At 57.9% G+C, this 24,956-nt stretch carries 25 protein-coding genes and 1 tRNA gene; 21 read left to right on the forward strand and 5 right to left on the reverse strand.

The features are described 5' to 3' along the window. The first annotated feature begins 75 nt into the window (after positions 1-75). Positions 76-690, forward strand: a complete 615-nt coding sequence (locus CFB02_RS04600) for a TetR/AcrR family transcriptional regulator (protein WP_088559163.1) — start codon at positions 76-78, stop codon at positions 688-690. Between the two features lies 1 nt (position 691). On the opposite strand, the gene CFB02_RS04605 is transcribed toward CFB02_RS04600, so the two are convergent. After that, on the reverse strand, positions 692-1,189 hold the full coding sequence (locus CFB02_RS04605; RefSeq protein WP_088557059.1) for an Lrp/AsnC family transcriptional regulator: 498 nt from the start codon (positions 1,187-1,189) through the stop codon (positions 692-694). A gap of 145 nt (positions 1,190-1,334) precedes the next feature. On the opposite strand from CFB02_RS04605, the gene leuA reads away from it, so the two are divergent. Then, positions 1,335-3,029, forward strand: coding sequence for a 2-isopropylmalate synthase (gene leuA / locus CFB02_RS04610; protein ID WP_088557060.1), 1,695 nt, complete (start codon positions 1,335-1,337; stop codon positions 3,027-3,029). Positions 3,030-3,121: 92 nt separating this feature from the next. Here leuA and CFB02_RS04615 read toward each other — a convergent pair whose 3' ends face one another. The 3 genes from CFB02_RS04615 to xseA form a co-directional block, all read right to left on the reverse strand. Continuing rightward, positions 3,122-3,331 carry a cold-shock protein gene (locus CFB02_RS04615; RefSeq protein ID WP_008169155.1) on the reverse strand — a complete coding sequence of 70 codons (210 nt, stop codon included), beginning with the start codon at positions 3,329-3,331 and terminating at the stop codon, positions 3,122-3,124. Between the two features lie 316 nt (positions 3,332-3,647). After that, complete coding sequence (locus CFB02_RS04620) at positions 3,648-5,522, reverse strand: propionyl-CoA synthetase (protein ID WP_088557061.1); 1,875 nt, start codon at positions 5,520-5,522, stop codon at positions 3,648-3,650. Between the two features lie 103 nt (positions 5,523-5,625). Continuing rightward, positions 5,626-7,014, reverse strand: coding sequence for an exodeoxyribonuclease VII large subunit (xseA, locus tag CFB02_RS04625; protein WP_088557062.1), 1,389 nt, complete (start codon positions 7,012-7,014; stop codon positions 5,626-5,628). A gap of 192 nt (positions 7,015-7,206) precedes the next feature. Between xseA and guaB the strand changes: the two genes are divergently transcribed. The 6 genes from guaB to CFB02_RS04655 all read left to right on the forward strand — a co-directional run bounded on the left by guaB (position 7,207) and on the right by CFB02_RS04655 (position 13,671). Next, on the forward strand, positions 7,207-8,670 hold the full coding sequence (gene guaB, locus CFB02_RS04630) for an IMP dehydrogenase (RefSeq protein WP_008169151.1): 1,464 nt from the start codon (positions 7,207-7,209) through the stop codon (positions 8,668-8,670). 62 nt (positions 8,671-8,732) lie between these two features. After that, positions 8,733-10,310 carry a glutamine-hydrolyzing GMP synthase gene (gene guaA / locus CFB02_RS04635; RefSeq protein WP_008169149.1) on the forward strand — a complete coding sequence of 526 codons (1,578 nt, stop codon included), beginning with the start codon at positions 8,733-8,735 and terminating at the stop codon, positions 10,308-10,310. Positions 10,311-10,330: 20 nt separating this feature from the next. After that, positions 10,331-10,834: a tRNA adenosine(34) deaminase TadA gene (tadA, locus tag CFB02_RS04640; protein WP_088557063.1), complete on the forward strand. Its 504-nt coding sequence runs from the start codon at positions 10,331-10,333 to the stop codon at positions 10,832-10,834. Positions 10,835-10,843: 9 nt separating this feature from the next. Continuing rightward, the gene (gene galE / locus CFB02_RS04645; protein ID WP_088557064.1) at positions 10,844-11,839 is read left to right on the forward strand and encodes a UDP-glucose 4-epimerase GalE; all 996 of its coding nucleotides are present in this window, start codon (positions 10,844-10,846) and stop codon (positions 11,837-11,839) included. 30 nt (positions 11,840-11,869) lie between these two features. Then, positions 11,870-13,213 carry a UDP-glucose dehydrogenase family protein gene (locus CFB02_RS04650; protein ID WP_088557065.1) on the forward strand — a complete coding sequence of 448 codons (1,344 nt, stop codon included), beginning with the start codon at positions 11,870-11,872 and terminating at the stop codon, positions 13,211-13,213. 23 nt (positions 13,214-13,236) lie between these two features. Beyond that, complete coding sequence (locus tag CFB02_RS04655) at positions 13,237-13,671, forward strand: HIT domain-containing protein (RefSeq protein ID WP_088557066.1); 435 nt, start codon at positions 13,237-13,239, stop codon at positions 13,669-13,671. Between the two features lie 13 nt (positions 13,672-13,684). Here the strand turns inward: CFB02_RS04655 and fabR are convergent, their stop codons facing one another. Beyond that, entirely contained in the window at positions 13,685-14,302 is a 618-nt protein-coding gene (gene fabR / locus CFB02_RS04660; RefSeq protein ID WP_088557067.1) for an HTH-type transcriptional repressor FabR, read from the reverse strand. Between the two features lie 333 nt (positions 14,303-14,635). On the opposite strand from fabR, the gene aspS reads away from it, so the two are divergent. From aspS to CFB02_RS04725, 13 genes are all read left to right on the forward strand, one after another. Continuing rightward, positions 14,636-16,444, forward strand: a complete 1,809-nt coding sequence (aspS, locus tag CFB02_RS04665) for an aspartate--tRNA ligase (protein WP_088557068.1) — start codon at positions 14,636-14,638, stop codon at positions 16,442-16,444. A 25-nt stretch (positions 16,445-16,469) separates the two neighbouring features. Next, the gene (locus CFB02_RS04670; RefSeq protein WP_088557069.1) at positions 16,470-16,961 is read left to right on the forward strand and encodes a YebC/PmpR family DNA-binding transcriptional regulator; all 492 of its coding nucleotides are present in this window, start codon (positions 16,470-16,472) and stop codon (positions 16,959-16,961) included. A gap of 18 nt (positions 16,962-16,979) precedes the next feature. Continuing rightward, the gene (gene ruvC / locus CFB02_RS04675; RefSeq protein WP_014577393.1) at positions 16,980-17,507 is read left to right on the forward strand and encodes a crossover junction endodeoxyribonuclease RuvC; all 528 of its coding nucleotides are present in this window, start codon (positions 16,980-16,982) and stop codon (positions 17,505-17,507) included. A gap of 30 nt (positions 17,508-17,537) precedes the next feature. After that, a complete protein-coding gene (gene ruvA, locus CFB02_RS04680) occupies positions 17,538-18,167 on the forward strand; it encodes a Holliday junction branch migration protein RuvA (protein ID WP_088557070.1) in 630 nt (209 codons plus the stop codon). Between the two features lie 132 nt (positions 18,168-18,299). Then, entirely contained in the window at positions 18,300-19,331 is a 1,032-nt protein-coding gene (gene ruvB / locus CFB02_RS04685) for a Holliday junction branch migration DNA helicase RuvB (RefSeq protein WP_008169131.1), read from the forward strand. After that, complete coding sequence (locus CFB02_RS04690; RefSeq protein WP_088557071.1) at positions 19,324-19,785, forward strand: YbgC/FadM family acyl-CoA thioesterase; 462 nt, start codon at positions 19,324-19,326, stop codon at positions 19,783-19,785. The genes ruvB and CFB02_RS04690 overlap by 8 nt, the downstream gene beginning before the upstream one ends. Positions 19,786-19,788: 3 nt before the next feature. Then, positions 19,789-20,478: a protein TolQ gene (gene tolQ / locus CFB02_RS04695; protein ID WP_088557072.1), complete on the forward strand. Its 690-nt coding sequence runs from the start codon at positions 19,789-19,791 to the stop codon at positions 20,476-20,478. 46 nt (positions 20,479-20,524) lie between these two features. Next, positions 20,525-20,971 carry a protein TolR gene (gene tolR, locus CFB02_RS04700; RefSeq protein ID WP_088557073.1) on the forward strand — a complete coding sequence of 149 codons (447 nt, stop codon included), beginning with the start codon at positions 20,525-20,527 and terminating at the stop codon, positions 20,969-20,971. Positions 20,972-21,050: 79 nt separating this feature from the next. Continuing rightward, positions 21,051-22,031 carry a cell envelope integrity protein TolA gene (gene tolA, locus CFB02_RS04705; RefSeq protein ID WP_088559164.1) on the forward strand — a complete coding sequence of 327 codons (981 nt, stop codon included), beginning with the start codon at positions 21,051-21,053 and terminating at the stop codon, positions 22,029-22,031. 16 nt (positions 22,032-22,047) lie between these two features. Further along, the gene (gene tolB, locus CFB02_RS04710; RefSeq protein ID WP_088557074.1) at positions 22,048-23,361 is read left to right on the forward strand and encodes a Tol-Pal system beta propeller repeat protein TolB; all 1,314 of its coding nucleotides are present in this window, start codon (positions 22,048-22,050) and stop codon (positions 23,359-23,361) included. Positions 23,362-23,428: 67 nt separating this feature from the next. Beyond that, the gene (pal, locus tag CFB02_RS04715) at positions 23,429-24,001 is read left to right on the forward strand and encodes a peptidoglycan-associated lipoprotein Pal (RefSeq protein ID WP_088557075.1); all 573 of its coding nucleotides are present in this window, start codon (positions 23,429-23,431) and stop codon (positions 23,999-24,001) included. Positions 24,002-24,017: 16 nt separating this feature from the next. Next, positions 24,018-24,764, forward strand: coding sequence for a tol-pal system protein YbgF (gene ybgF, locus CFB02_RS04720; RefSeq protein WP_088557076.1), 747 nt, complete (start codon positions 24,018-24,020; stop codon positions 24,762-24,764). Between the two features lie 85 nt (positions 24,765-24,849). Then, positions 24,850-24,925: transfer RNA gene (locus tag CFB02_RS04725), tRNA-Lys, on the forward strand. Positions 24,926-24,956 lie beyond the last annotated feature (31 nt).

Consider the following 24,956-nt stretch of genomic DNA (forward strand, 5'->3'; position numbering starts at 1 on the left):
GGTTGGCCCGCCGGAGCCTTTATTTGTCGTAAAGTGGCCATTATTGTACGGAGCCTGTTGCACAAGGTACAGATGATGACCGACGAATCTATTGATGTCGCCCCGCGGCGCCGGCCGGTTCAGGCCCGCAGCCGGGAGCGCGTCAACACCATCCTTCGCCATGCCGCCGCCATTTTTCATGAGACCGGTGTCGATGCTGCGAGCATGTCAGCCATTGCCCGACAATCGGGCATGTCGCTGGCTTCTCTCTACCGCTACTTTCCCAACAAGGCGGCCATCGTCCATGCCATTGCCGAACAGCACGTGGAGAAGATGGAGCGGGCTCTGCGGGAACGGTTGCAGGAACTGAACCTCAGCGATGCGGTAGACGTTCTCATCGATCAGTTTTATGAGTTCTATCGCCACGAGCCCGCCTACTCGGCGATCTGGAGTGGTGTAGAGGCAATGCCTGAGCTGAGGGAGCTGGATCTGAGAGAGCTGTACACCAACGCCCGCGATCTGGACCAGAAACTCAAAGAGGAGTGTCCCCGGATTCCTGATGATCGGCGATGGACCGCAAGCCTTTTGCTACCAAGGTCTGCCGGCACTGTCCTGCGGCTGGCGGTAACTCTTCCCGACGCCCAGGGTCGACAGCTGGTGGAAGAGCTTAAATGTATGGCAAGGGCTTACGTCCGCGAGCTTGTCGCCTGAGTCAGGAAAGGTACCCCAATGGCAGGGCAGTACTGTCGATCACTCGCCGGAGTACGAAGCTGGAGTGCACGCCGCTGACGCCCTGAATGCGGGTAATGCGGTTCAGCAGGAAATGGTGGTAATGGTCCATGTCCGGTACCACCACCTTGAGCATGTAATCGGCGTCCTGGCCGGTAATCAGATAGCACTCCTGCACCTCCGGGTACTCTGCAACCTGCTCTTCAAACGCCGCGAAACGCTCGGGCGTATGCCGATCCATGCCAATCAGGATGATCGCCGTCAGAGAAAGGCCAAGTTTCTTGTGGTCAAGAATGGTCACGGTTTTGACGATGATACCGGCATCCTCCAGTGCCCGCACACGACGGAGACAGGGCGAAGGGGATAGCCCGACTTTCTCTGCCAGTTCCTGGTTGGTCAGGGAGCCATCCTGCTGGATCTGTTCGAGGATTCGGCGGTCCATCTTGTCAATTTTGGCGAGGGTTTTTTGATTATCGGCCATAAAATTCCACGATTTATGGTTAACGAGCAATTTATAGATTGTAAATTACGCAATCCCGTACAAGTTCGCAATCAAATTCCAGCTTTATCGCGTTAACCTGTACACATTGAAGAATCCATTCCCGAAACCGCAAGGAATTACACGCATGGCTTTCGATCATCGCAAATACGTTGCGTTCAAACCTGTTGCCAAAACCGATCGTCGCTGGCCGGACAAGGTCATCGAGAAGGCGCCAACCTGGTGTGCCGTAGATCTTCGGGATGGTAATCAGGCACTGGTGAAGCCCATGTCTGTTGCCCAGAAAACGCGGATGTTCGAATTGCTGGTGAAGTTGGGGTTCAAGGAAATCGAGATTGGCTTTCCCGCTGCCAGCCAGCCGGATTTCGACTTCTGCCGCAAACTGATTGAAGAAAATCGCATCCCCGAGGACGTGAAGATACAGGTGCTGACCCAGGCCCGTCCTGAGCTGATCGAGCGTACCTATGAAGCATTGGCCGGCGCCCGAAAGGCAATCGTGCATGTCTACAATTCCACTTCCACGGTTCAGCGGGAGCAGGTGTTTGGTCTGGATCGTGACGGTATCAGGGACATTGCCGTCAATGGTGCCAAACTGGTTCGCGACATCGCCGCGCGCCACCCGGAGACAGAGTGGACGTTCCAGTATTCACCGGAGAGCTTTACCGGTACCGAGCTGGATTTCGCCGCGGAAGTGATTGATGCCGTGAGCGAGGTCTGGCGTCCGGAAGAGGGTCAGCCGATGATCATCAACCTGCCTGCCACCGTTGAAATGGCGACACCCAACGTGTTTGCGGACCAGATCGAGTGGATCTGCGACAACATCCAGCGCCGTGAACACATCGGCATCAGCGTGCATACCCACAATGATCGCGGCTGTGCCGTGGCCGCCGCCGAACTGGCGGTAATGGCAGGGGCCGATCGGGTCGAGGGCACATTGATGGGCAACGGTGAGCGCACCGGCAACATGGATCTGGTGACCATGGCCATGAACCTCTACTCCCAGGGCATTGATCCCACCCTGGATCTGTCGGGCATGGCAGAGATCACCGAAGTGGTCGAGGCCTGTACGGAGATTTCCACTCATCCACGCCATCCCTACGCCGGCGAACTGGTCTTTACCGCCTTCTCAGGCAGCCATCAGGATGCCATTCGCAAGTGTCTGGCGCGCCGCAAGGATGGCGAAACCTGGAATGTCGCGTATCTGCCCATCGACCCGTTCGATGTTGGTCGCCGCTATGAGGAAGTGGTTCGCATCAACAGTCAGTCGGGCAAGGGCGGTGTCGCCTATGTACTGGAGCGGGATTACAACATCAGCCTGCCACGCTGGTTGCAGATCGAGTTCAGCAAGGTGGTCCAGAGAGAAGCGGAAACCAACGGCGGCGAGATTGATTCACTGACCATTCATCGCCTGTTCGAGGATCGCTATCTGAAAGTGCACGCCGATTGGGCGCTGCGCTCCTACGACCTGCATCGGGACGAAGAGGGCGTGCATGCCGAGGTGTCGGTGGGTCGCGATGGGTCGCCGGTTCGTCTGGATGGCCATGGGCTGGGCGCCGTGGAGGCCGTATCGGAGGCGCTGGAGAAGCGCTTTGGTATCTCCATTGCTGTCGAGGCTTACGACGAGTTTGCGCTGGGTGAGGGCACCAATGCCAACGCACTGGCCTGTATTCGCTTGACCGCGAGCGGTATGCATTGCAGCGCTGCGGCACTGGCCGAAGACACGACATCTGCCACCTTGCAGGCCTTGTTTTCGGCAGTGGCCCAGGCAGTAGGTATCGAAATGCCTGAGAAGGAAGCGGAACCTGAAACGGCGGGTGCCTGAAAAACCGGCCGTCCTGACGACACAAGCCGGCACGAATGCCGGCTTGTTGGTTTTCCGATGCCCGTGAGGGGCAAAGGACGGAGCGTATACCCTTAGACCGGGGTAACGTTTTCCGCCTGCGGGCCTTTCGGGCCCTGTGTTACGGTGAACTGCACCTGCTGGCCTTCGGTCAGGGTGCGGAAACCGCTTGCATTGATTGCGCTGTAGTGAACAAACACGTCGCTGCCACCGTCCTGAGCAATGAAGCCAAAGCCTTTGGACTCGTTAAACCACTTAACGTGGCCGGTTTTAGTATCGGACATTGATCTTTCCTGTCTTTCTGTAATTTGCCCTCACGGGACCTTCAAAATTCCACATGGAATCGTTGCTGAGAAATCCAGAGAGTACTGAGGAAGGGGCAACGAAGAGCACTTCGGCAGGACGTTGAAACGCATTCACCAAATACCGCTGTATTTTCACAGCAATTTCAGTATAGACCGACTTTGGGGGGCGTCAACGAAATTTTTGCAGCTTTCGTGAAGGTTTTATTGCCGGCAAAAACAACAGGTTGGGATTTGATTGGGTAAAAATTGCCCGCCCCCGGTTCGGGCGGGGCGGGCAGCATTCACGGGGGCTCTGTCAGCGGCGGAACTGCTCGCTGATTTCCTCCAGGATGGCAGGGTCATCAATGGTGCTGGGCACCGAGTATTCCTCGCCATCGGCGATCTGGCGGATGACCCGTCTGAGGATCTTGCCGGAACGGGTCTTGGGCAGGCGATCAACCACCAGGGCGCGGCGGAAACAGGCGATGGCACCAATCTTGTCTCGAACCATCTCCACCAGCTCGTCTTCGAGTTCGTCATGGTCGATGGTTGCGCCGTCCTTGATCAGAACCAGCCCTATGGGGATCTGCCCCTTCATATCATCGTGCGCACCAACGACGCAGCACTCGGCTATGGCCGGGTGGGAAGCGACGACTTCCTCCATCTCACCGGTGGAAAGCCGGTGGCCAGCGACATTGATAACGTCATCGGTACGGCCCATGACGAACACGTACCCGTCATCGTCAATGAAGCCGCCGTCGCCGGAGCTGTAGAATCCCGATATCGGTTCCAGGTAGGTTTTGCGGAAACGCTCATCGTCACCCCAGACTGTCATCATGCAGCCGGGTGGCAGTGGCAGTTTTACAGCAATCTGACCCTGCTCGCCGGCGGGCATCTGGCTGCCGTTCATGTCCACTACCTGCACGTTGTAGCCGGGGGAGGGAACGGTTGCCGACCCTGGTTTGGTCGCCATTAACTCGATTCCCACCGGATTACAGCAAATGGCCCAACCGGTTTCGGTCTGCCACCAGTGGTCGAGAACCGGCAGGCCAGTGTGCTCTTTCAACCACTCATAGGTGGCGGGATCGAGTCGCTCGCCGGCCAGGAACAGTCTTTTCAGTGAGCTGATGTCGTAGCGTGAAAGCTGGTCTGCTTCCGGGTCTTCCTTACGGACGGCCCGGAATGCGGTCGGGGCAGTGAACAGCATGTTCACTTTGTGATCCTGAACCACTCGCCAGAAGGCTCCGGCATCCGGTGTTTTCACCGGCTTGCCCTCGTACATGATGGTGGTGCAACCCGCAAACAATGGCGCGTAGACGATGTAGCTATGGCCAACGACCCAGCCAACGTCAGAGGCGGCCCAGTATACATCGCCGGGTTTGGCGTCGTAGACCAGCTTCATGCTGTAGTTCAGCGCAACCGCATGACCACCGTTGTCGCGCACCACACCTTTGGGTTTACCGGTGGTACCCGACGTGTAAAGAATATAGAGCGGGTCTGTTGATTTGACGGGCACCGGGTCGGCCGGTTCGGCCGTTCTCATCAATTCGTTCCAGTCGTGGTCACGGCCAGCCTGAAGTTCGGCCTTTGCCTGTTGGCGCTGGTAAACGATGCAGGTTTCCGGTTTGTGGCTGGCCTGATCAATGGCCTTGTCGACCAAAGGCTTGTACTCGATCAAACGGGTGACTTCGATGCCACAGGAAGCGGTAATCACAGCTTTCGGTTTGGCGTCATCGATGCGAACCGCAAGCTCATGGGCTGCAAAGCCGCCAAAGACCACAGAATGAATGGCGCCAATTCGCGCGCAGCCGAGCATTCCAATAACGGCTTCCGGAATCATCGGCATGTAGATGATGACCCGGTCGCCCTTGGTGATGCCGCGGTCTTTGAGGGCTCCAGCGAACCGGGCCACTTCATCGGTCAGTTCGTTATAGGTGTAGGAGCGCTGGGTATCGGTAACCGGAGAATCGTAGATCAGGGCTTTCTGGTCGCCACGCCCTGCACGGATGTTGGCATCTAGTGCCACATCGCAAGTGTTCAGGGTGCCGTCGGGGAACCACTGCCCGTGCCCATTGTCGGTTGGCTGCCAGATGGTTTTCGGCGGCTCGATCCAGTCAATTTTTTCCGCCTGTTCACGCCAGAATTCGTCCGGTTTGTCTATCGACCGCCGGAACTCTGAGTGGTAGTCCATACATTCCACCTCATCGTGCCTGTTGTTGTTTTAATGCGTTTCCTGACAACTTTAGGCCGTTTGAAATCATGGACTAGTAGACCATTGGCTTAGTCTTGGGGGTCTAGGGGCCAGTTTCTTCTGCAGATTTGACCGAAGTCACCTTCGCCGTCATTTCACCCCGTGCAACGCGGGCTGAGATGGTGTCGCCGGGAGTAACGTTTGAGGCATCCCGAAGAATGTTTCCGTTGTTGTCGCGCACGATGGAATAACCCCGTCCAAGCGTCGCAAGGGGACTGACCACATTCAGAGTCTGCGCCGCATGTTCCAGGTTGTCGCGACGCTGTTTCAGGTCCTGCTGCATTACCGAAACCAATCGCTCGCTCACGCGCCGCAGCGCGTCCTGACTATCCGAGAGCTGGCGGTGCGGCGACTGCATGACCAGTCTCTGGCGCAGATGATCATTGCGCACGCCAACGGTTGCCAGGCGCTGTCGAATAGCTTTCTGGAGGCGCATTTCGAGCTCATCCATTCGCTGGGCCTTCTCCAGAAGCTCCCTTCTTGGGTCGCGCAACCGGGCGCTCAGATGTCCGAGCTGGGTGCCCAGACGCTTCAGGGCCAGGCCCATGGCGTTGGATAGCCGAAATTCCCGGTCTCTTAGCTGCTTGAGCCAGTCTGACTGGTCTGGCGAAATCTTTTCGGCGGCCGCCGAGGGCGTCGGAGCCCGAAGATCAGCCACGAAATCGGCAATGGTTACATCCACCTCGTGACCAACCGCGCTGACCGTGGGGATCCGGCAAGCGGCAATCGCGCGGGCGACCGCTTCTTCATTGAAGCACCAGAGATCCTCCAGGGAGCCGCCGCCACGGCCGATAATCAGGACATCGGCAACGCCGTGGTTCTGTGCGGCTTCGATAGCTCGTACGATGTCAGCGGTCGCCGCCTTGCCCTGAACGGCAGTAGGGTAGAGCGTTACGGGTATAGCAGGGCACCGCCGTGCGAGAACGGTGAGTATGTCGCGGATCGCGGCGCCGGTGGGTGAGGTGACGACACCGATGTGCCTGGGCAGTGAGGGCAGCGGTTTCTTGCGGGCCTGTTCAAACAGTCCTTCGGTCAGCAATTTCCGCTTGAGCTCCTCGAAGGCCTGTTGGAGGGCGCCGAGCCCCGCAGGCTCAACGTGTTCAACGATAATCTGGAAGTCGCCGCGGTTCTCGTAGAGAGTGACCTTGCCGCGGATCCGGACCTGATCGCCTTCTTTTGGTGGTGTGCGGATGCGCTGGTTCATGCCCCGGAACATGGCGCATCGCACCTGGCATTTCCGGTCTTTCAGGGAAAAATACCAGTGGCCGGACGATGGGCGAGAAAATCCGGAGAGTTCACCTTCCACCCATACCTGCATAAAGCTCGACTCCAGAAGATGTCTGGCCTGGTGGTTGAGCTCGCTGACGCTGAGTGCCCGGGGGCGGGTGTCCTGAAGATGCGGCGTCGCCGGTCCTGATCCGTCGTTATACATACGCAATAGCCGAAAAGAGGGAGGGTAAAAATAGCGAAATTTCAAAAAGATGCAATCGAACCTTAAAAAAGGGCCGGTTTACTGTCTTCGAGAGCCCCATTATAATAGATCGATTAAGGATTTTGCTTTGTCGTACCGCCGCGGGTACGGCACGGAAATTCCCAACTTAGCACGATCAAAAGGCGGATCCCAATGCTGCGAATTGCCGAAGAAGCCCTCACATTTGATGACGTTCTGCTGGTTCCCGGATATTCAGAAGTGCTGCCCCACGAGGTTAGCCTGCAAACCCAGCTGACCAAGGGTATCACCCTCAACATTCCTCTTCTGTCTTCCGCCATGGATACCGTTACCGAGGCAGAATTGGCCATCGCCATGGCTCAGGAAGGCGGTATCGGCATCATGCACAAGAACATGACCGTTGAGCAACAGGCGGCAGCCGTCCGCAAGGTCAAGAAGTTCGAGAGTGGTGTGGTAAAGGATCCGATTACCGTTTCGCCCGAGACAACGGTTCGCGAACTGGTAGATATCACCATGGCGAACAGTATCTCCGGTCTTCCGGTGGTGGACGGCCACGACCTGATCGGTATCGTCACTGGCCGCGACATCCGGTTTGAAAGCCGGATGGACACGCTGGTTCGGGATATCATGACGCCCAAGGAAAAGCTGGTTACGGTCAAGGAAGGCGCCTGTCTCGAGGAAGTGAAAGAACTGCTGCATCGCCATCGGATCGAGAAGGTTCTGGTCGTTAACGATAACTTCGAGCTGCGCGGCCTGATTACGGTCAAGGATATCCAGAAGGCGAAAGATTACCCGCTGGCGTGTAAAGACGATCAGGGTCGTTTGAGAGTTGGCGCGGCCGTGAGCACCGGTGGCGACACCGAAGCCCGTATTACCGCACTGGCCGAAGCCGGGGTCGACGTGATCGTGGTGGATACCGCTCACGGTCATTCCCGTGGCGTGATGGAACGCGTGCGCTTCATCAAGAAGAATTTCCCCGATGTGCAGGTGATTGGCGGCAACATCGCCACGTCACACGCGGCGCTCGCCCTGGCGGAAGCCGGCGCGGATGCAGTAAAGGTAGGCATTGGCCCCGGTTCCATCTGCACCACCCGTATTGTGGCGGGTATTGGTGTGCCCCAGATTTCTGCGGTTTCCAACGTGGCAGCAGCGCTGAAAGAGCACGGAGTCCCGGTAATCGCTGATGGCGGTATCCGTTTCTCCGGTGATATCGCCAAAGCCATCGCCGCAGGCGCCCACAGCGTCATGATCGGTAGCCTGTTGGCAGGTACCGATGAGGCACCTGGCGAAGTGGAGCTGTTCCAGGGCCGCAGTTACAAGGCCTATCGTGGCATGGGTTCCATCGGCGCCATGGGGCAGGGCTCCAGCGATCGTTACTTCCAGGACGCCAGTAAGGGTATCGAGAAACTGGTTCCTGAAGGCATCGAAGGCCGCGTTGCCTGCAAAGGTCCGATGCGTAACATCGTTCACCAGCTGGTTGGTGGCCTGCGGGCTGCCATGGGCTACACCGGTAGCGCCACCATGGAAGAAATGCGCACCAAGCCTGAATTCGTGCGCATCACCAACGCGGGTATGCGTGAGAGCCATGTGCACGATGTGACCATCACCAAAGAATCGCCCAACTACCGTATCGGTTAACCATTGCCCTACCAGACGCGGCCCCCAGAGGGCCGCGTTGTTTATTCAGCCCCGAGGACTCCATGGCCCAGAACATCCACGACCACCGCATCCTGATTCTCGATTTCGGTTCCCAGTACACCCAGCTGATTGCCCGCCGCGTTCGCGAGATCGGCGTTTACTGTGAGATCAAAGCGTTCGATATCACCGATGACGAGCTTAATGAGTTCAATCCGAAGGGGATTATTCTTGCGGGCGGTCCGGAGTCGGTAACTCAGCTGGGCGGTCCCCGGGCGCCGGAAGGGCTGTTTGACCGCGGTATCCCGATTCTCGGCATCTGCTACGGCATGCAGACTATGGCGGAGCAGCTCGGAGGCCGCGTTGCCAGTTCCGAGAAGCGCGAGTTCGGTTATGCCCAGGTGAAGGTTCGCGCCAAGGGTCCGCTGCTGGCGGATATCACGGATCATCTGACGCCGGCTGGTGAGTCGCTGCTGGACGTGTGGATGAGCCACGGTGACAAGGTGGTGGCGATGCCTGAAGGCTTCGAGCTGCTGGCCTCCACCGAGAGCGCGCCAATTTCCGCGATGCAGGATCTCAGCCGGAACCTGTACGGCGTCCAGTTCCACCCCGAAGTAACCCACACCCTGCAGGGCAAGCGGATTCTAGAGCATTTCATCCTGACTATCTGCAAATGCGAAGCCCTCTGGACGCCCGCCAAGATCGTCGATGATGCGGTTCAGCAAATTCGCGAGCAGGTGGGCAACGACAAGGTATTGCTTGGTTTGTCCGGTGGCGTCGATTCCTCGGTGACGGCAGCACTGCTGCACCGCGCAATCGGTGATCAGCTGACCTGTGTGTTTGTGGACAACGGTCTCCTGCGTCTTCATGAAGGTGATCAGGTGATGGACATGTTCGCCAGCAACATGGGCGTCAAAGTGATTCGGGTTGATGCCGAAGACCTGTTCCTGTCGAAGCTCAAAGGGGTCAATGATCCAGAGCAGAAACGCAAGATCATCGGCAATACCTTTATCGACGTGTTCGACGACGAGGCCGCGAATATCAAGGACGTGAACTGGCTGGCACAGGGCACGATCTATCCGGACGTGATCGAGTCTGCTGCGTCCAAGACCGGCAAGGCGCACGTTATCAAGTCTCACCACAATGTGGGCGGCCTGCCGGAAACCATGAAAATGAAGCTGGTCGAGCCGCTGCGGGAGCTGTTCAAAGACGAAGTGCGCCGGATCGGCCTTGAGCTTGGTTTGCCCTACGACATGGTATACCGCCACCCGTTCCCGGGGCCGGGTCTGGGCGTGCGTATTCTCGGTGAAGTTAAAAAGGAATATGCCGATATCCTGCGCCGCGCCGACGCCATTTTCCTGGAAGAACTCCACCGTGCGGATTTCTACCACAAGACGAGCCAGGCCTTTGCAGTATTCCTGCCGGTCAAGTCGGTTGGCGTGGTGGGTGACGCCCGCCGCTACGAATACGTGGTGGCTCTTCGTGCTGTTGAAACCATCGATTTCATGACCGCCCGCTGGGCGCATCTGCCTTACGATCTCCTTGAGACCGTTTCCAACCGGATCATCAATGAGATCACCGGTGTATCCCGGGTGACCTACGATGTTTCGTCCAAGCCGCCGGCAACCATCGAGTGGGAATAATCGACGGGTGAGCCGGTCCGATGTCTGAGGCGACGCCGGAAGACGAGCGCTGGATGAATCGCGCGCTCCAGCTGGCTGGTGAGGCTGCAGCAAAGGGCGAGGTGCCTGTTGGTGCCGTGGTGGTTCTGGACGGCAAGGAAATTGGCGCGGGTTTTAACGCGCCGATTTCCGGTTGCGATCCCACGGCCCATGCCGAAATCAGGGCGCTGCGCGATGCCGCCGCCCGGGTGGGCAATTATCGGCTGCCGGATGCCACGCTTTACGTTACTCTGGAGCCCTGTACCATGTGCGTTGGTGCTATCGTCCACGGCAGAATCAGTCGGCTTGTCTATGGGGCGCGTGAGCCCAAGGCCGGTGCAATAGAGTCTGCACGCCGGACACTCGAAGAGCCCCATCTGAACTGGGACGTGACCGCCGTTGGCGGCGTGTTGTCCGATCAGTGCAGCCAGGTGATCAGTGAGTTTTTCAGTTGGCGACGGGCAGAGATCCGGCGTCTGCGCAAACAGAATTCAGGGAAGGAGTAGTTTTCGCCTATGAAAGTCCTCGTTACCGGCGGAGCCGGATATATTGGCAGTCACGTGGTCCGTCAGCTGGGCCAGGCCGGTCACGATATCGTTGTTTTCGATAACCTTTCCACTGGCTACCGCTGGGCGGTCACCGCCGGCGAACTGGTGGTCGGGGATCTGGCCGACGAAGCGGCAATCGAAGATCTGCTCTCCCGTCACCGATTTGAGGCGGTTCTGCATTTCGCGGCCAATATTGTGGTGCCGGAGTCTGTCGCCAACCCCCTGAAGTACTACAGCAACAATACCCGCAATACCCTGAACCTCCTGAAAGCGGTCGAAAAGCACGAAGTGCCGTACATGGTGTTTTCCTCCACCGCGGCCGTCTATGGTATGCCCGAGCAGACAGTGCTCACCGAGGGTCTGCCGCTGGCCCCGATCAACCCCTACGGCGCGTCCAAGATGATGAGCGAGCGGATGATCATGGATCTGGCCGCAGCCTCCAGCCTCAATTATGTGATTCTCCGTTACTTCAATGTGGCAGGCGCGAATCCGGAAGGGCTGCTGGGGCAGGCCACACCTGAAGCCACGCATCTGATCAAGGTGGCCTGCGAGTGCGTGACAGGGCAGCGGGAAGGCATGAGTGTCTTCGGCACCGATTACGATACCCGGGACGGCACCTGCATTCGCGACTACATCCACGTGGAGGACCTGGCCAAGGCCCACGTAATGGCGCTGGACTACATGGCCGAAGGTGGTCATTCGAAGGTCATGAACTGCGGTTATGGTCGCGGCTTCACGGTCCGGGAAGTGATTGATGTGGTCAAGGCGCAATCCGGCGTTGATTTTCCGGTCATGGAAACCGGCCGCCGCGCCGGCGACCCGGCAGCGTTAATGGCGGACAACACACTTATCCGCCAACTCCTGGGCTGGCAGCCGGACTACGACAATCTGGATACCATTGTCGGCACAGCTCTGGCTTGGGAAGCGATCTGGCAGAAGAAAAAAGCTGACGACGCCCCATAACTTTTCTGTATTTGTATCGGGATTTAACGGATGAAAATTACGATTTTTGGGACCGGCTATGTCGGTCTGGTTACTGGCGCATGCCTGGCGGATGTAGGTCACAACGTTTTGTGTATGGACGTGGACCAGGGCAAAATTGAAAAGCTCAAGAATGGCCAGATTCCCATCTATGAGCCAGGCCTTGAAAATATCGTAAAGCACACCGTTGAGGCGGGCCGCCTTTCGTTCACCACAGATAGTGCGGAGGCCGTTCGTCACGGCACACTCCAGTTTATTGCCGTGGGCACCCCCCCGGATGAAGACGGCTCTGCCGACCTCCAGTATGTTACTGCCGTAGCCCGTTCCATTGGTGAACACATGGAGGACTACAAGGTGGTGGTCGACAAGTCCACGGTACCGGTGGGTACCGGCGACAAGGTCCGGGCTGCAGTTCGCGCCCAGCTGGACCGACGTGGCCTTGAGCTGGATTTTGATGTGGTGTCCAACCCCGAGTTTCTCAAGGAAGGGGCGGCTATCAACGATTTCATGAAGCCTGATCGCATTGTTGTCGGGACCGATAGCGAGCGCGCGGCTGAGCTTCTGAGAGAGGTCTATTACCCGTTCAACCGCAGTCACGACCGTATGATCTTTATGGACCTGCGGTCTGCCGAGCTCACCAAGTACGCGGCCAACTCCATGCTGGCCACCAAGATCAGCTTTATGAACGAAATCGCCAATCTGGCAGAGCGACTGGGCGCTGATATCGAAGCCGTGCGCCGAGGCATTGGTTCCGACCCGCGGATTGGTTATCACTTCATCTACCCTGGTTGCGGTTACGGCGGTTCTTGCTTCCCCAAAGACGTTCAGGCCCTGGCCCGAACTGCCAGTGACTGCGGTTATGAAGCCCGCCTGCTCAATGCGGTTGAATCGGTCAACTACGCCCAGAAACACGTGCTGTTCGACAAGATCAGCCACTATTTTGGTGGTGATCTCAATGGCAAGGTCGTTGCGCTTTGGGGGCTGGCGTTCAAGCCGAATACCGACGATATGCGCGAAGCTTCTTCCCGCACATTGATGGAAAATCTCTGGAAAGCCGGCGCCAGAGTGCAGGCTTTCGACCCGGAGGCCATGGAGGAAACCCAGCGAATCTACGGTGATCAGGATGGCCTGACCCTGTGTGGCACGAAAGAGCAAGCGCTTAAAGGGGCAGATGTTCTCGCTATCTGCACCGAGTGGAAAGAGTTCCGGTCGCCAGACTTCGAATCCATTGCTGCGACCATTCGTGAACCTGTGGTCTTTGATGGCCGCAATCTCTACGAGCCGGAAATGCTGGATCGCTACGGCCTCATTTACTACGCCATTGGCCGTGGCCGCACCCAGTTCCACTCGGAGTGATGTACGGATAACGGGAGGGGATCATGAGTGAGCCGATGGTTTTCCGGTTACATGAGCGATTGGAGGCCGATACGGTTGGCTTGGGGCATTCATCGCTTTGTGAAATCCGACTGATGAATGACAGCACCTGGCCGTGGGTGCTGTTGGTGCCGGCGGTCACCGGCATCCGTGAGATCTACCAGTTGTCGGCGGATCAGCAGCACCAGCTGGTCCGCGAGTCCTCCGCGCTCAGCGAAGCCATGATGGATGTCTTCGGCGGCCACAAGATGAACGTCGCAGCCCTTGGCAACATGGTGCCCCAGCTTCATCTTCATCATATCGTTCGTTTTGAGGGCGACCCGGCCTGGCCGGGCCCTGTGTGGGGCAAGCAGGCGCCGGTTGCTTATTCCGATGAGGAACTGGCGCAGGTTCGCTCAAGACTGGCCCCGGTTCTTGCTGAGCTTGAGGCCGGTGTCTAGTTCGAAAGTGAGGTCAGTTGCGTTTCGCCAGAGTCTGGGAGCCGACCAGGATCATTCTGAGCTCGGTTTTCAGCTTGGCCTTCAGCTCTTCACGTTCAGAAGCGGATGCATCCAGCGCTTCGGCCCCCTGATTGAAAACCAGCGTCACCATTGATTCGGCCACCAGCCTGGCCTCTGAGAGCGGCTTGTTCTGTTCTTCCGCAATCCGCCGAAGGTCATCCGCCAGCTCGGTCACAAAGTGGTCAATCTCGGCTTTTACGGCTGTCCGAAAAGGCTTGGAGACCCCGGTTCTTTCCCGAAGCATCAGCCGGAACAGGTTGGCATTGTTGCCCAGGTACTCCATGAAGGTTTCTACAGAAGTGGAAATGGCGCTGCCACCATCACGCGCAATCCGCTTGCGGGCCTGACGCATCAGCTGCCTTAGCGCAACGCCGCCTTCGTCTACCAGAGCCAGGCCCAGTTCATCAAGCTCGGCAAAGTGCCGGTAGAAAGACGTGGGGGCGATGCCCGCCTCCCGGGCAACTTCTCGTAAACTCAGGCTGCCAAAGCCCCGGTCCGCACTCAATTGCGAGAGCGCCGCATCCATCAGTGCCCGCCGGGTTTTCTGTTTTTGCTCCGCTCTGGTGGCCAAGTTCAGACTCCATCTGCTGGTAAAAAAGAAGCATTCTAGCCGGCTGCCAACCTGCAGTCATCCGACCGCTTGATTTGCGTGCTCGCACGCCTGATTTTCACCGCCATTGTGTTTATAATGGGCGGCTTTTCGAGTAAGGTCGCGAGTTAATTTTTGCGATCCAGACATGCTGCAAGCAAGCTGGTGGCGATGGCTTTCCGAAACACGCTGTGAATACATCCATGTACGCTCGGCTCCGCCATCCATGGCTCCGCACGGTTTCGGAAAGCCATCGCCACCAGCTTGCCCAGACATCTGTGATAAACGAACACATTAAACGTAACGGGAACCGGTATGCGCAGTCATTATTGCGGTGGGATTAACGAATCCCACATTGATCAGGAAGTCACACTTTGCGGATGGGTCCACCGCCGTCGTGACCACGGTGGGGTTATCTTCCTGGATCTGCGGGATCGGGATGGTATGTCTCAGGTGGTTGTTGATCCTGATACCCCTGAGAGCTTTGCGCTTGCGGAAAAAGTCCGTAGCGAGTTCGTGATCAAGGTAACCGGTCGGGTGCGTCGCCGTCCTGCCGGCACAGAGAACAACAACATGCCGACCGGGCAGGTTGAGCTTCTGGGTAAGGAACTGAGCATCCTGAACGCCGCCGCAACGCCGCCGTTCCCGCTGGATGAGCATGTCGACGTGGGCGAGGACGTGCGCCTGCGCTACCGGTTTGTGGACCTGCGTCGGCCGGAAATGATCAACCGCCTGCGTTTCCGTTCCCGGGTAACCAGTTATATCCGTAACTACCTCGACAGCAACGGCTTCATGGATGTGGAAACTCCCATCCTGACCCGTGCCACGCCGGAAGGTGCGCGGGATTACCTGGTGCCGAGCCGTACCCACGAAGGCTCTTTCTTCGCGCTTCCGCAGTCTCCCCAGCTGTTCAAGCAGCTGCTGATGGTGTCTGGTGTTGATCGTTACTACCAGATCGCCAAGTGTTTCCGGGATGAAGACCTGCGTGCAGATCGTCAGCCGGAGTTCACTCAGGTAGACATCGAGGCCTCTTTCATTGATGAAGAGACCCTGATGAAGCTGAACGAGGACATGATCCGGGCGCTGTTCAACGACGTGCTGGATGTTCAACTGCCGTCCTTCCCGCAAATGCCGTATGCCGAGGCAATGCAACGTTACGGCAGCGACAAGCCGGATCTGCGTATCCCGCTTGAGCTGCTGGATGTAAATGATCTGGTTGAAGGCGTGGACTTCAAGGTCTTCGCCGGTCCCGCCAAGGATCCGAAAGGTCGTGTGGCGGCTCTGCGTGTGCCGAAAGGCGGCGAGCTGACGCGCAAGCAGATTGACGACTACACCAAGTTCGTTGGTATCTACGGTGCCAAAGGTCTTGCCTATATCAAGGTCAATGATCTGTCCAAGGGCGTTGAAGGTCTGCAGTCCCCAATCATCAAGTTCCTGGGCGATGACGTCGCTCTGGCCATCATGGAGCGTGTGGGTGCCGAAGACGGCGACATCGTGTTCTTCGGCGCGGATAAGACCAACGTGGTCAATGAAGCCCTCGGCGCACTGCGGATCAAGATCGGTCACGATCTCGACATGCTGACTTCCGAGTGGGCGCCGCTCTGGGTTGTCGATTTCCCGATGTTCGAGGAAACTCCGGACGGCGGCCTGACCGCGATTCACCACCCGTTCACCGCGCCGTCCTGTAGTCCGGAAGATCTGGCCGCAGACCCCGCCAACGCGTTGTCCCGCGCCTACGATATGGTGTTGAACGGCACTGAATTGGGCGGAGGTTCCATCCGTATTCACGATGAGAAAATGCAGGAAGCGGTGTTCCGTATCCTGGGTATCGGTGAAGAGGAAGCCCGCGCCAAGTTCGGCTTCCTGCTGGATGCCCTGAAGTTTGGTTGCCCGCCCCATGGTGGTCTGGCATTCGGCCTGGACCGCCTGGTCATGCTGATGACCGGCGCTTCGTCCATCCGTGACGTTATCGCATTCCCGAAAACCCAGAGTGCCACCTGTCTGATGACCCAGGCGCCGGGCGAAGTGGATGAGAAACAGCTGCGTGAGTTGCATATCCGTCTGCGCAAGCCGTCAAAGCCGGTTGAAGGCAACAAGGCGGAAGCCGGTGAGGGCAACGAGTAAGTCAGTGATTTAAGGGAGGAGCTGCATGGCGGGTCACAGTAAGTGGGCCAACATCAAGCACCGCAAGGCGGCACAGGATGCCAGGCGGGGCAAGATCTTCACCAAAATCATTCGTGAGCTGACCTTGGCCGCGCGCCAGGGCGGGGGGAATCCCGATGATAATCCCCGCCTGCGCGCCGTCATCGACAAGGCGCTCACCGCCAATATGAAAAAAGACACCATCGAGCGAGCGGTCGAGCGCGGCGCCGGTGCCGAAGACCTTGCGGCCCAGGAAGACGGTTCCTGGGAAATCGTAACCACACCCGAGCAGTTTCTGGACGTAGAGGAATCTCTGGTCAATGCCGGGCTGGTGCCGGACAATGCCGAAGTAACCATGGTTCCATCCACGCGGGTTGAGCTGGATCGGGACGGCGCAGAAACCATCCTGAAGCTCATTGATATGCTCGAAGATCTGGACGATGTTCAGAATGTCTACCACAACGCGGATATCTCCGGCGATATCATGGAATCGCTTTGACCAGTCAGGGGTATTGATGTGGCGATAATTCTGGGCGTTGATCCGGGGTCACGAATTACCGGTTACGGTGTCATTCGGGCCGATGGTCGACACATCGAGTACATCGACAGTGGCTGTATCCGGGTGGGCGAGAAACCTATGGCGGAACGCCTCCAGACCATTTTCCAGAGCCTTGCCACCCTGATCGGAGAATATCGGCCAGAAGAATTTGCCATTGAGCAGGTGTTCATGGCCCGCAATCCCGATTCTGCTCTAAAACTCGGTCAGGCCCGCGGCGCGGCCATCGTCAGTGCCGCCAACAGTGGCTTGGCGGTTCATGAATACTCTGCGAGGCAGGTAAAACAGGCGGTGGTGGGCAAGGGTGGTGCTGACAAGTCTCAGGTGCAGCACATGGTTCAGGTGTTGCTCTCGCTCTCACGCAAACCCCAGGCGGATGCGGCCGATGCGCTCGCCATTGCCATGTGCCACGCCCACATGAGCCAGAGTATTCTGCGGGTGGCCAGTGGCGCGGGAAAAGTCCGAAGCGGTCGCGTGCGACAACAATAAACCGCTCCCAAGAGCGACAGGAGATTTAGTTTGATTGGTCGTATCCGAGGTATTCTGGTTGAAAAGGCTCCGGGCCAAGCGCTGGTTGAGTGCGCGGGCTTGGGCTATGAAGTCGACATCCCCTATACCACCTTCTTTCATCTGCCGGAGACCGGCGATGAAGTCACCCTGCATATCCATTTTGCCGTCCGAGAAGACGCCCAGAGCCTCTACGGCTTTGCTTCCAGCCTGGACCGGGACCTCTTCCGCCTGCTGATCAAGGTCAATGGGGTTGGCCCGAAACTCGCCGTTGGCATTCTTTCCGGATTGGACGCCCAGCAGTTCATTCGCTGCGTTGAGAACCGTGACTCCGCCTCACTGGTCAAGCTGCCCGGCGTTGGCAAGAAGACAGCAGAACGGCTTCTTATTGAAATGGCGGACCGGATAGGGCAACTTGAAGGGCAATTTGTGCCAACGTCGCTCGAGACGACAGGCGTGGGGCAGCCGGGCGGACAGGGCCCCGCTCGCGGGCCGGCGGCCACTGAAGAGGCGGAAGCCGCACTGGTCGCTCTGGGTTACAAGCCCCAGGAGGCTGCCAAGGCCATCAGCAAAGTGGCCGAGGAGGGAATGAGTAGCGAGACGCTCATCCGTCTGGCCCTGCGAAACATGATTCCGGCCTGATCGTCAGAACCTGTCGCGAACCTGTAGAGAGCGTAACGTGACACCTGCTAACCCCTTTGTACAATTGGGGCTGCGCTGGAATAGCGGGCAAACGTGAGGCACGATGTTGATTCCCACACTATGGGTGATGCCATGATCGAATCCGACCGGTTGATCTCGGCCCGGGCCGGTGAATATGAGGAAGTACAGGACAGGGCCATTCGCCCGACCCTGCTGGCCGAGTATGTTGGCCAGCCCACGGTCCGTGAGCAGATGGATATTTTCATATCCGCGGCCCGGGGTCGTCAGGAAGCGCTGGACCACGTTCTGATCTTTGGCCCGCCCGGTCTGGGCAAAACAACCCTTGCCAATATCATCGCCAATGAGATGGGCGTATCCATCAAGACAACGTCTGGTCCTGTGCTTGAAAAAGCCGGCGACCTGGCCGCCATGCTGACTAATCTCGAAGAAGGTGACGTTCTCTTCATTGACGAGATCCACCGTCTCAGCGCGGCAGTGGAAGAAGTGCTGTATCCGGCGATGGAAGATTACCAGCTCGACATCATGATCGGCGAGGGCCCGGCCGCCCGCTCCATCAAACTGGACCTGCCGCCGTTCACCCTCGTCGGGGCGACCACCCGTGCAGGCTTGCTGACTTCGCCGCTGCGCGACCGCTTCGGCATCGTGCAGCGGCTTGAGTTTTATAACACAGAAGATCTCACCAGTATCATTCTGCGCTCCGCGCGATTGTCTTCGGTAGCCGTCGATGAGGCAGGCGCGTTCGAAATTGCCCGCCGGTCCCGGGGTACCCCGCGTATCGCCAATCGTCTGTTGCGTCGTGTCCGCGATTTTGCGGAAGTCCGCTCAGATGGTCGTATCACCTCTGACATCGCCGATCAGGCACTGAACATGCTGAAAGTCGATAACCAGGGTTTCGATCACATGGATCGGCGCCTGCTGCTGGCCATGATCGAGAAATTCGACGGTGGCCCGGTGGGGGTCGAGAGCCTTGCTGCCGCGATCAGTGAAGAGCGCGGCACCATTGAGGATGTGCTTGAGCCCTTCCTGATCCAGCAGGGTTATATGGTCCGGACTCCCAGAGGGCGGATGGTGACCTCCAACGCCTATCAGCATTTCGGCGTGATTCCGCCGAAGTCTGGCAGGGAGGACGATCTTTTTGGTTGAACAGGCGCCAGAGGGAAGGTTTGAACTGCCGATTCGGGTCTATATCGAGGACACCGACGCTGGTGGCATCGTATTTCATGCCAAATATCTCCATTACATGGAGCGGGCCCGAACCGAATGGGTGCGCAGTTGCGGCGTTGGACTAAGGGCGGGTCTGGCAGACAATATCAGTTATGTGGTGCAACGGCTGACCATTCATTATGCGGTGCCGGCCAAGCTTGATGACGAACTGCTGGTTACTGCGGAACCGGTGGCTTTTGGTAGAGTCTGGATGGATTTCCGTCAGCGTGTGATGCGGGCCCAAGACCGAAAGTTGCTGAGTGACAGTGATGTGCGGGTCGCCTGCGTAGCGCTTGATTCCGGTCGTCCCCGCCGGTTACCGACGAATATGCAGGAATTGCTGGCCAGGAATGTCCAGCCCACCGAAACGATAAACATAACGAGCCAGGAGTAAGAAGTGGATTCAGAACTTTCAGTCTGGTACCTCATTGCCAATGCCGGTGTCTTGGTTCAGCTGGTCATGCTTTTGCTGGCCCTGGCGTCAATCATGTCCTGGGCCCTGATTTTCCAGCGTTTTCAGGTATTCCGGAAGGCCAAGAGGGCGCAATTGGCGTTCGAGGAGCGTTTCTGGTCCGGCATGGATCTGGGGCAGTTGTACCGGGAGGTGAACGCGGATCCAACACCGTTTTCCGGCATGGAATCCCTGTTCCGGGCCGGTTTCAAGGAGTTTTCCCGGTTGCGCCAGCAAAGCCGGGATGCCGATGCCGTCATGGAAGGTACCCAGCGTGCAATGCGGGTGGCCTTTTCCCGGGAGCACGAGCGCCTGGAAGCCAGCCTGCCGTTTCTGGCGACTGTCGGCTCTACCAGTCCGTACATCGGTCTGTTTGGCACAGTATGGGGCATTATGAATTCTTTCCGCGGCCTTGCTCAGGTACAGCAGGCAACGCTGGCGACTGTGGCGCCGGGCATTTCCGAGGCCCTGATTGCCACCGCCATGGGTCTGTTCGCCGCCATTCCAGCGGTTATCGCTTACAACCGTTTCTCGGCCATGTCTGATGCGCTGCTGAAAAACTATGAAACCTTTGCCGATGAGTTTTCCAGCATTCTTCATCGTCGCGTACACCAGAGCGAAAAGGGTGCCGCATGATGGTGGCTGAATTCATGGGCAGGGATCAGCTTGGGAGCACTGCTTTATGAAGGGCATGGGAATGATGCCGGAAAACCGGCGCAAGCCAATGTCGGAAATCAATGTGGTTCCGTACATTGACGTAATGCTGGTGTTGCTGATCATCTTCATGGTGACCGCCCCGATGCTGACGCAAGGGGTGAAGGTTGATCTGCCCCAGACCACTTCCGATCCTATTCAGTCTGACAAGGATGTTGAGTCCATCATTGTTTCGGTTGATGCAAACGGAGCGTACTACGTCGAGATTGGAGACGAAGGCAGTGATCCCATGACACTGTCTGACTTGCGGGCCCAGGTCTCCAAGATCCTCTCGCAGCGGGCCTCCAGTGAGGTTCTGGTTCGCGGCGATGAAAACGTTCCATACGGCACCGTTGTCAGATTAATGGCGGAATTGCAGGGTGCCGGGGCGAGCAGTATCGGCCTGATCACCGAATCACCTCAGGACGACAATTGACAGTGGTGCGGGCAGGATTGTTGTGAGAGATCACCAGCGCGAAGTAACCACAACTGGCGTGCCTCCGTGGAAATCACCGGTGGCGCTCTCGGTCACGCTGCACTTGTTGATTCTGGGCATCGCGCTTGCGGGCTGGTCCTGGACTAGCCCTGTTCAGGAACCCACGCCCAGGAGCATATCGGCCCGGCTGATTACCCAGCAGGAGCCGGAACCGAGCCCCGTGGTAGAGCCGGTCGATCAGCAAAAGCGGGACGAAGAACGCCGGGCCGAAGAGCAGCGTCGCAAGGAAGAAGCTGAACGACAAAGGCAAGAGGAAGAAGCCCGTCGCATTGCAGAGCAGAAGCGGCAGGAAGAACAAAAACGGCTCCAACAGCAGAAAGAGCAGGAGCGTCAGGAAGCCGAGGCGAAAGAACGCGAAGCCCGGAAAGCCCGCGAAGCGGAGGCTGCCCGTCAGAAGGCGGAGGCAGAAGCCAAGGAGCGGGCCAGGCAGAAAGCTGAGGAAGAAAAGCGCCGTCAGGACGAGGCAAAACGAAAAGCCGAAGAAGAGAAACGGCGCCAGGAAGAGCAGCGGAAGCGGGAAGAGGCCGAGCGCAAGCGCCAGGAGGAACTGGCTCGTCAGGAGGCTGAGCGCAAGCGGCTTGAGGCAGAGCGCAAACTCCAGGAGCAGCAGCTTGAGGCCAAGGCCGAGGCGGCTCAGAGGGCCCGGGAAGAGGAAGCCCGTCGCCAGAGAGAGGCGGCCGCTGCGAAAGCGCGGGAAGCCCGGATGTTGTCGGATAGTGAGAAGTACCAGGCTCTGATCCGTGAGCGCTTGAGCCAGGCGTGGTATCCGCCCAGTTCGGCTACTGAAGAGATGACAGCGCGGCTCCAGATTACCCTGTTACCGACAGGTGAGCTTGCCGGGGTGCGGTTGGTCAGTAGCAGCGGGAATACCGCGTTCGACAACTCCGCTCTCGGGGCGGTGCGCTCCCTGAGTCGTTACCCGATACCCAATGATCGGGATACCTTTGAACGGTATTTCAGACAGTTTACGATTGAATTCAACCCTCGCCGGTTGAGATAAGGATGCGGATAACACCATGACACATCGGATTTGGCACAAACCGTCCAGAACGCTTCTTGCCGCCACGGCCCTGATCTTTTTCGCGGTTTCGGCAGCCCGGGCGGAGCTGTTGATCCGGATTACTGAAGGCGCGGATTCGGCCATCCCCGTTGCAGTGGTGCCTTTCGCCGAGTCTGGACAGATGCCCGCTGGAGACAAGGTCAGCAGCATCGTCCAGGCGGATTTGACCATGACGGGCGAATTCCGGACTCTTCCCCCAGAGAAGATGTTGAGCCTGCCATCCAGGCGGGAGGAAGTGTATTTCCGGGACTGGCGCCTGCTAGGCCAGCGCTATGTCCTGGTGGGGGCGCTCAGCCGGAGTGGTGACCGAGTTCAGGCCCGGTATGAGTTGTTCGATGTAAACCGCGAGGAGCGGATTCTCGGTGAAACTGCGGCGGCGCCTGCCTCCAATATGCGCTCGCTCGCTCACCACATCAGCGACAAGGTATATGAGGCCATCACGGGTGTGCCGGGTGCCTTCTCAACCAAGCTTGCCTACATCACGCTTGATACCGCCAATGGCAAACCCCGTTACCGTCTGCAGGTCAGTGACGTGGACGGCAAGCGCGCCAGAATCCGGCTCGAAAGCCAGGAACCCATCCTGTCACCGGCATGGTCGCCAGACGGGGAAAAGCTGGCCTATGTGTCGTTCGAAACCGGGAAGCCGGTGATTTTTGTTCACGAGCTTGCAACCGGCAATCGCACCAAAGTAGCAGATTTTCCTGGGCTCAACTCGGCGCCGGCCTGGTCCGACGATGGCCGATCGTTGTTGATGACCCTCTCGAAAGACGGCAACGCCGAGATCTATCGGATGAACCTGGATACCCGGCAATTGACCAAGCTTACCAACCACTGGGCTATTGATACCGAGCCGAGCTATGACGCCCTTGGCAAGGGTATTTTCTTTACGTCGGACCGGTCCGGAGGTCCGCAGATTTACCACATGGATACACCGGGTGCGGAGCCTCGTCGTATCACCTTCGGCAGCCGTTACAACGCCCGGCCGCGGCCGGACAATGACGGTAACTATGTGTATTACGTTCACCAGCGCGATCGGGCATTTCACATTGCCCGTACCGAACTGAAAACCGGGGAGGAAACGATCCTTACCCGCACCGGGTCTGATGAGTCTCCCAGTGTTGCGCCTAACGGCCGGATGCTGATCTACGCTACCCGGCAGAATGGCAGCAACGTGCTCACAGTTATTTCGGCGGATGGTGGAGCAGCGTATAGCTTGCCGGCATCCGAAGGCGATGTCCGTGAGCCCGCCTGGGGACCTTTGGTTCGCTGACTCCCGGAGCTTTCCGGTGTTGGCCATTGTTCAAGCAATAACGTCACTCAACTGAAAGGAAGAAAACATGAATTTTTCAGCTCAATCAAAAGCGTTCGCACTGTTGTTGTCCGTCGGTCTGGTAGCTGGCTGTAGCTCTACCGGTGGTACCTCAGAAGGCGGCGGCGAGTATGGTTCCGATGTGGCTGCTGTAGACCAGGAAGGTGGATCTACCGTTTACGGTGGTGACGACCAGGGCGGTGTTTCTTCTTCAGCCATGACCGAAGAGGAGCGTATGGAAGCTCGCCAGCAGGCCGAACAACAGGCACTGCGTGAAATCACCACCTTCTACTTTGATTTCGATACCGCTGAAATCAAGCAGGAAGCCCGCGATGTCCTGGTGGCCCATGCCCGTTTCCTCGCCAACAACCCGGGTCAGAACGTGCGCATTGAGGGTCACGCCGACGAGCGTGGTACCAAGGAATACAACCTGGCCCTTGGTGAGCGTCGTGCTAACGCCGTTCAGCGTTTCCTGATCGTAAACGGTGCTTCACGTGGCCAGCTCGAGACCGTAAGCTATGGCGAAGAGAAGCCGGCCGTGATGGGTTCCAGCGAGAGCGCCTGGGCCCAGAATCGTCGTGTAGAACTCGTATTTGAGTAATCACACAGGAACGACCATGAGAAAAATCCTCATGGCGACAGTGGTGCTCCCGCTTGCCCTCGGGCAGGCGGGAGTCACTCTGGCGCAATCAGCCCAGGACAGTCAGCGCAACGTCAACAGCAACCAGGCGACGGCGGAACTGTTCTACATGATCCAGCAGCTTCAGGGTGAAGTCAGGCGGCTCCAGGGCGAAGTGGAGGAGCAGAGGCACCTGATTAACCGCCTGCAGCAGCAAGGGCGCGACCGTTATATCGATCTGGACCAGCGTATTCTGGACCTCTCGGAAAAGGTGGCATCTCAGCCGGCTCCCGAGGCCAACGATGGTGTTGGCTCTGCTGCCTCGGGCCAGGCCCGGGAGACCAGGGAATATCGACAGCCCGATGCGGAAGAGCGAAAGGCCTACGAGCAGATCCAGGACCTGATTCGTAATCAGAAAAAATACGATGAGGCCATCAGCCGGATATACGAATTTATCGATGAATATCCGGAAGGGGATCTGACGGTCAACGCCTATTACTGGCTCGGCGAGGTTTACCTGGTCAAGCCGCAGCTCGAACAGGCAAAACAGGCGTTCACGATTGTCGCTACCCGTTTTGCCGACCATCGCAAGGCTCCGGATGCGGTCTATAAGCTGGGCGTAACTCATGATCGCCTGGGCGAAAAGGAACAGGCCCGGCGCAGCATGCAAACTGTGATTGATGATTACCCGTCCAGCAGTGCTGCTGACCTCGCACGGAAGTTTCTGGAGTCCCAGAACGGCTGATTGTCTGGCGCGGCAAAAATGTTGAGAAACCTGAGAAAAAGGGGTTGATCAACGGCCAAAAATCATTACTATATGCGCCTCGTTTGGGTCGTTAGCTCAGTTGGTAGAGCAGTTGGCTTTTAACCAATTGGTCGAAGGTTCGAATCCTTCACGACCCACCAAACACGAAATACCGGGTGGGCTGAGTCATTC

The organism is Marinobacter sp. es.042 (assembly GCF_900188315.1).
Taxonomy (GTDB): Bacteria; Pseudomonadota; Gammaproteobacteria; order Pseudomonadales; family Oleiphilaceae; genus Marinobacter.

Excerpts from the sequence above, each read along its gene's own strand:
- CFB02_RS04600 (WP_088559163.1), top strand. The coding sequence starts at position 76 with ATGACCGACGAATCTATTGATGTCGCCCCGCGGCGCCGGCCGGTTCAG.
- CFB02_RS04605 (WP_088557059.1), bottom strand. The coding sequence starts at position 1,189 with ATGGCCGATAATCAAAAAACCCTCGCCAAAATTGACAAGATGGACCGC.
- leuA (WP_088557060.1), top strand. The coding sequence starts at position 1,335 with ATGGCTTTCGATCATCGCAAATACGTTGCGTTCAAACCTGTTGCCAAA.
- CFB02_RS04615 (WP_008169155.1), bottom strand. The coding sequence starts at position 3,331 with ATGTCCGATACTAAAACCGGCCACGTTAAGTGGTTTAACGAGTCCAAA.
- CFB02_RS04620 (WP_088557061.1), bottom strand. The coding sequence starts at position 5,522 with ATGGACTACCACTCAGAGTTCCGGCGGTCGATAGACAAACCGGACGAA.
- xseA (WP_088557062.1), bottom strand. The coding sequence starts at position 7,014 with ATGTATAACGACGGATCAGGACCGGCGACGCCGCATCTTCAGGACACC.
- guaB (WP_008169151.1), top strand. The coding sequence starts at position 7,207 with ATGCTGCGAATTGCCGAAGAAGCCCTCACATTTGATGACGTTCTGCTG.
- guaA (WP_008169149.1), top strand. The coding sequence starts at position 8,733 with ATGGCCCAGAACATCCACGACCACCGCATCCTGATTCTCGATTTCGGT.
- tadA (WP_088557063.1), top strand. The coding sequence starts at position 10,331 with ATGTCTGAGGCGACGCCGGAAGACGAGCGCTGGATGAATCGCGCGCTC.
- galE (WP_088557064.1), top strand. The coding sequence starts at position 10,844 with ATGAAAGTCCTCGTTACCGGCGGAGCCGGATATATTGGCAGTCACGTG.
- CFB02_RS04650 (WP_088557065.1), top strand. The coding sequence starts at position 11,870 with ATGAAAATTACGATTTTTGGGACCGGCTATGTCGGTCTGGTTACTGGC.
- CFB02_RS04655 (WP_088557066.1), top strand. The coding sequence starts at position 13,237 with ATGAGTGAGCCGATGGTTTTCCGGTTACATGAGCGATTGGAGGCCGAT.
- aspS (WP_088557068.1), top strand. The coding sequence starts at position 14,636 with ATGCGCAGTCATTATTGCGGTGGGATTAACGAATCCCACATTGATCAG.
- CFB02_RS04670 (WP_088557069.1), top strand. The coding sequence starts at position 16,470 with ATGGCGGGTCACAGTAAGTGGGCCAACATCAAGCACCGCAAGGCGGCA.
- ruvB (WP_008169131.1), top strand. The coding sequence starts at position 18,300 with ATGATCGAATCCGACCGGTTGATCTCGGCCCGGGCCGGTGAATATGAG.
- tolR (WP_088557073.1), top strand. The coding sequence starts at position 20,525 with ATGAAGGGCATGGGAATGATGCCGGAAAACCGGCGCAAGCCAATGTCG.
- tolB (WP_088557074.1), top strand. The coding sequence starts at position 22,048 with ATGACACATCGGATTTGGCACAAACCGTCCAGAACGCTTCTTGCCGCC.
- pal (WP_088557075.1), top strand. The coding sequence starts at position 23,429 with ATGAATTTTTCAGCTCAATCAAAAGCGTTCGCACTGTTGTTGTCCGTC.
- ybgF (WP_088557076.1), top strand. The coding sequence starts at position 24,018 with ATGAGAAAAATCCTCATGGCGACAGTGGTGCTCCCGCTTGCCCTCGGG.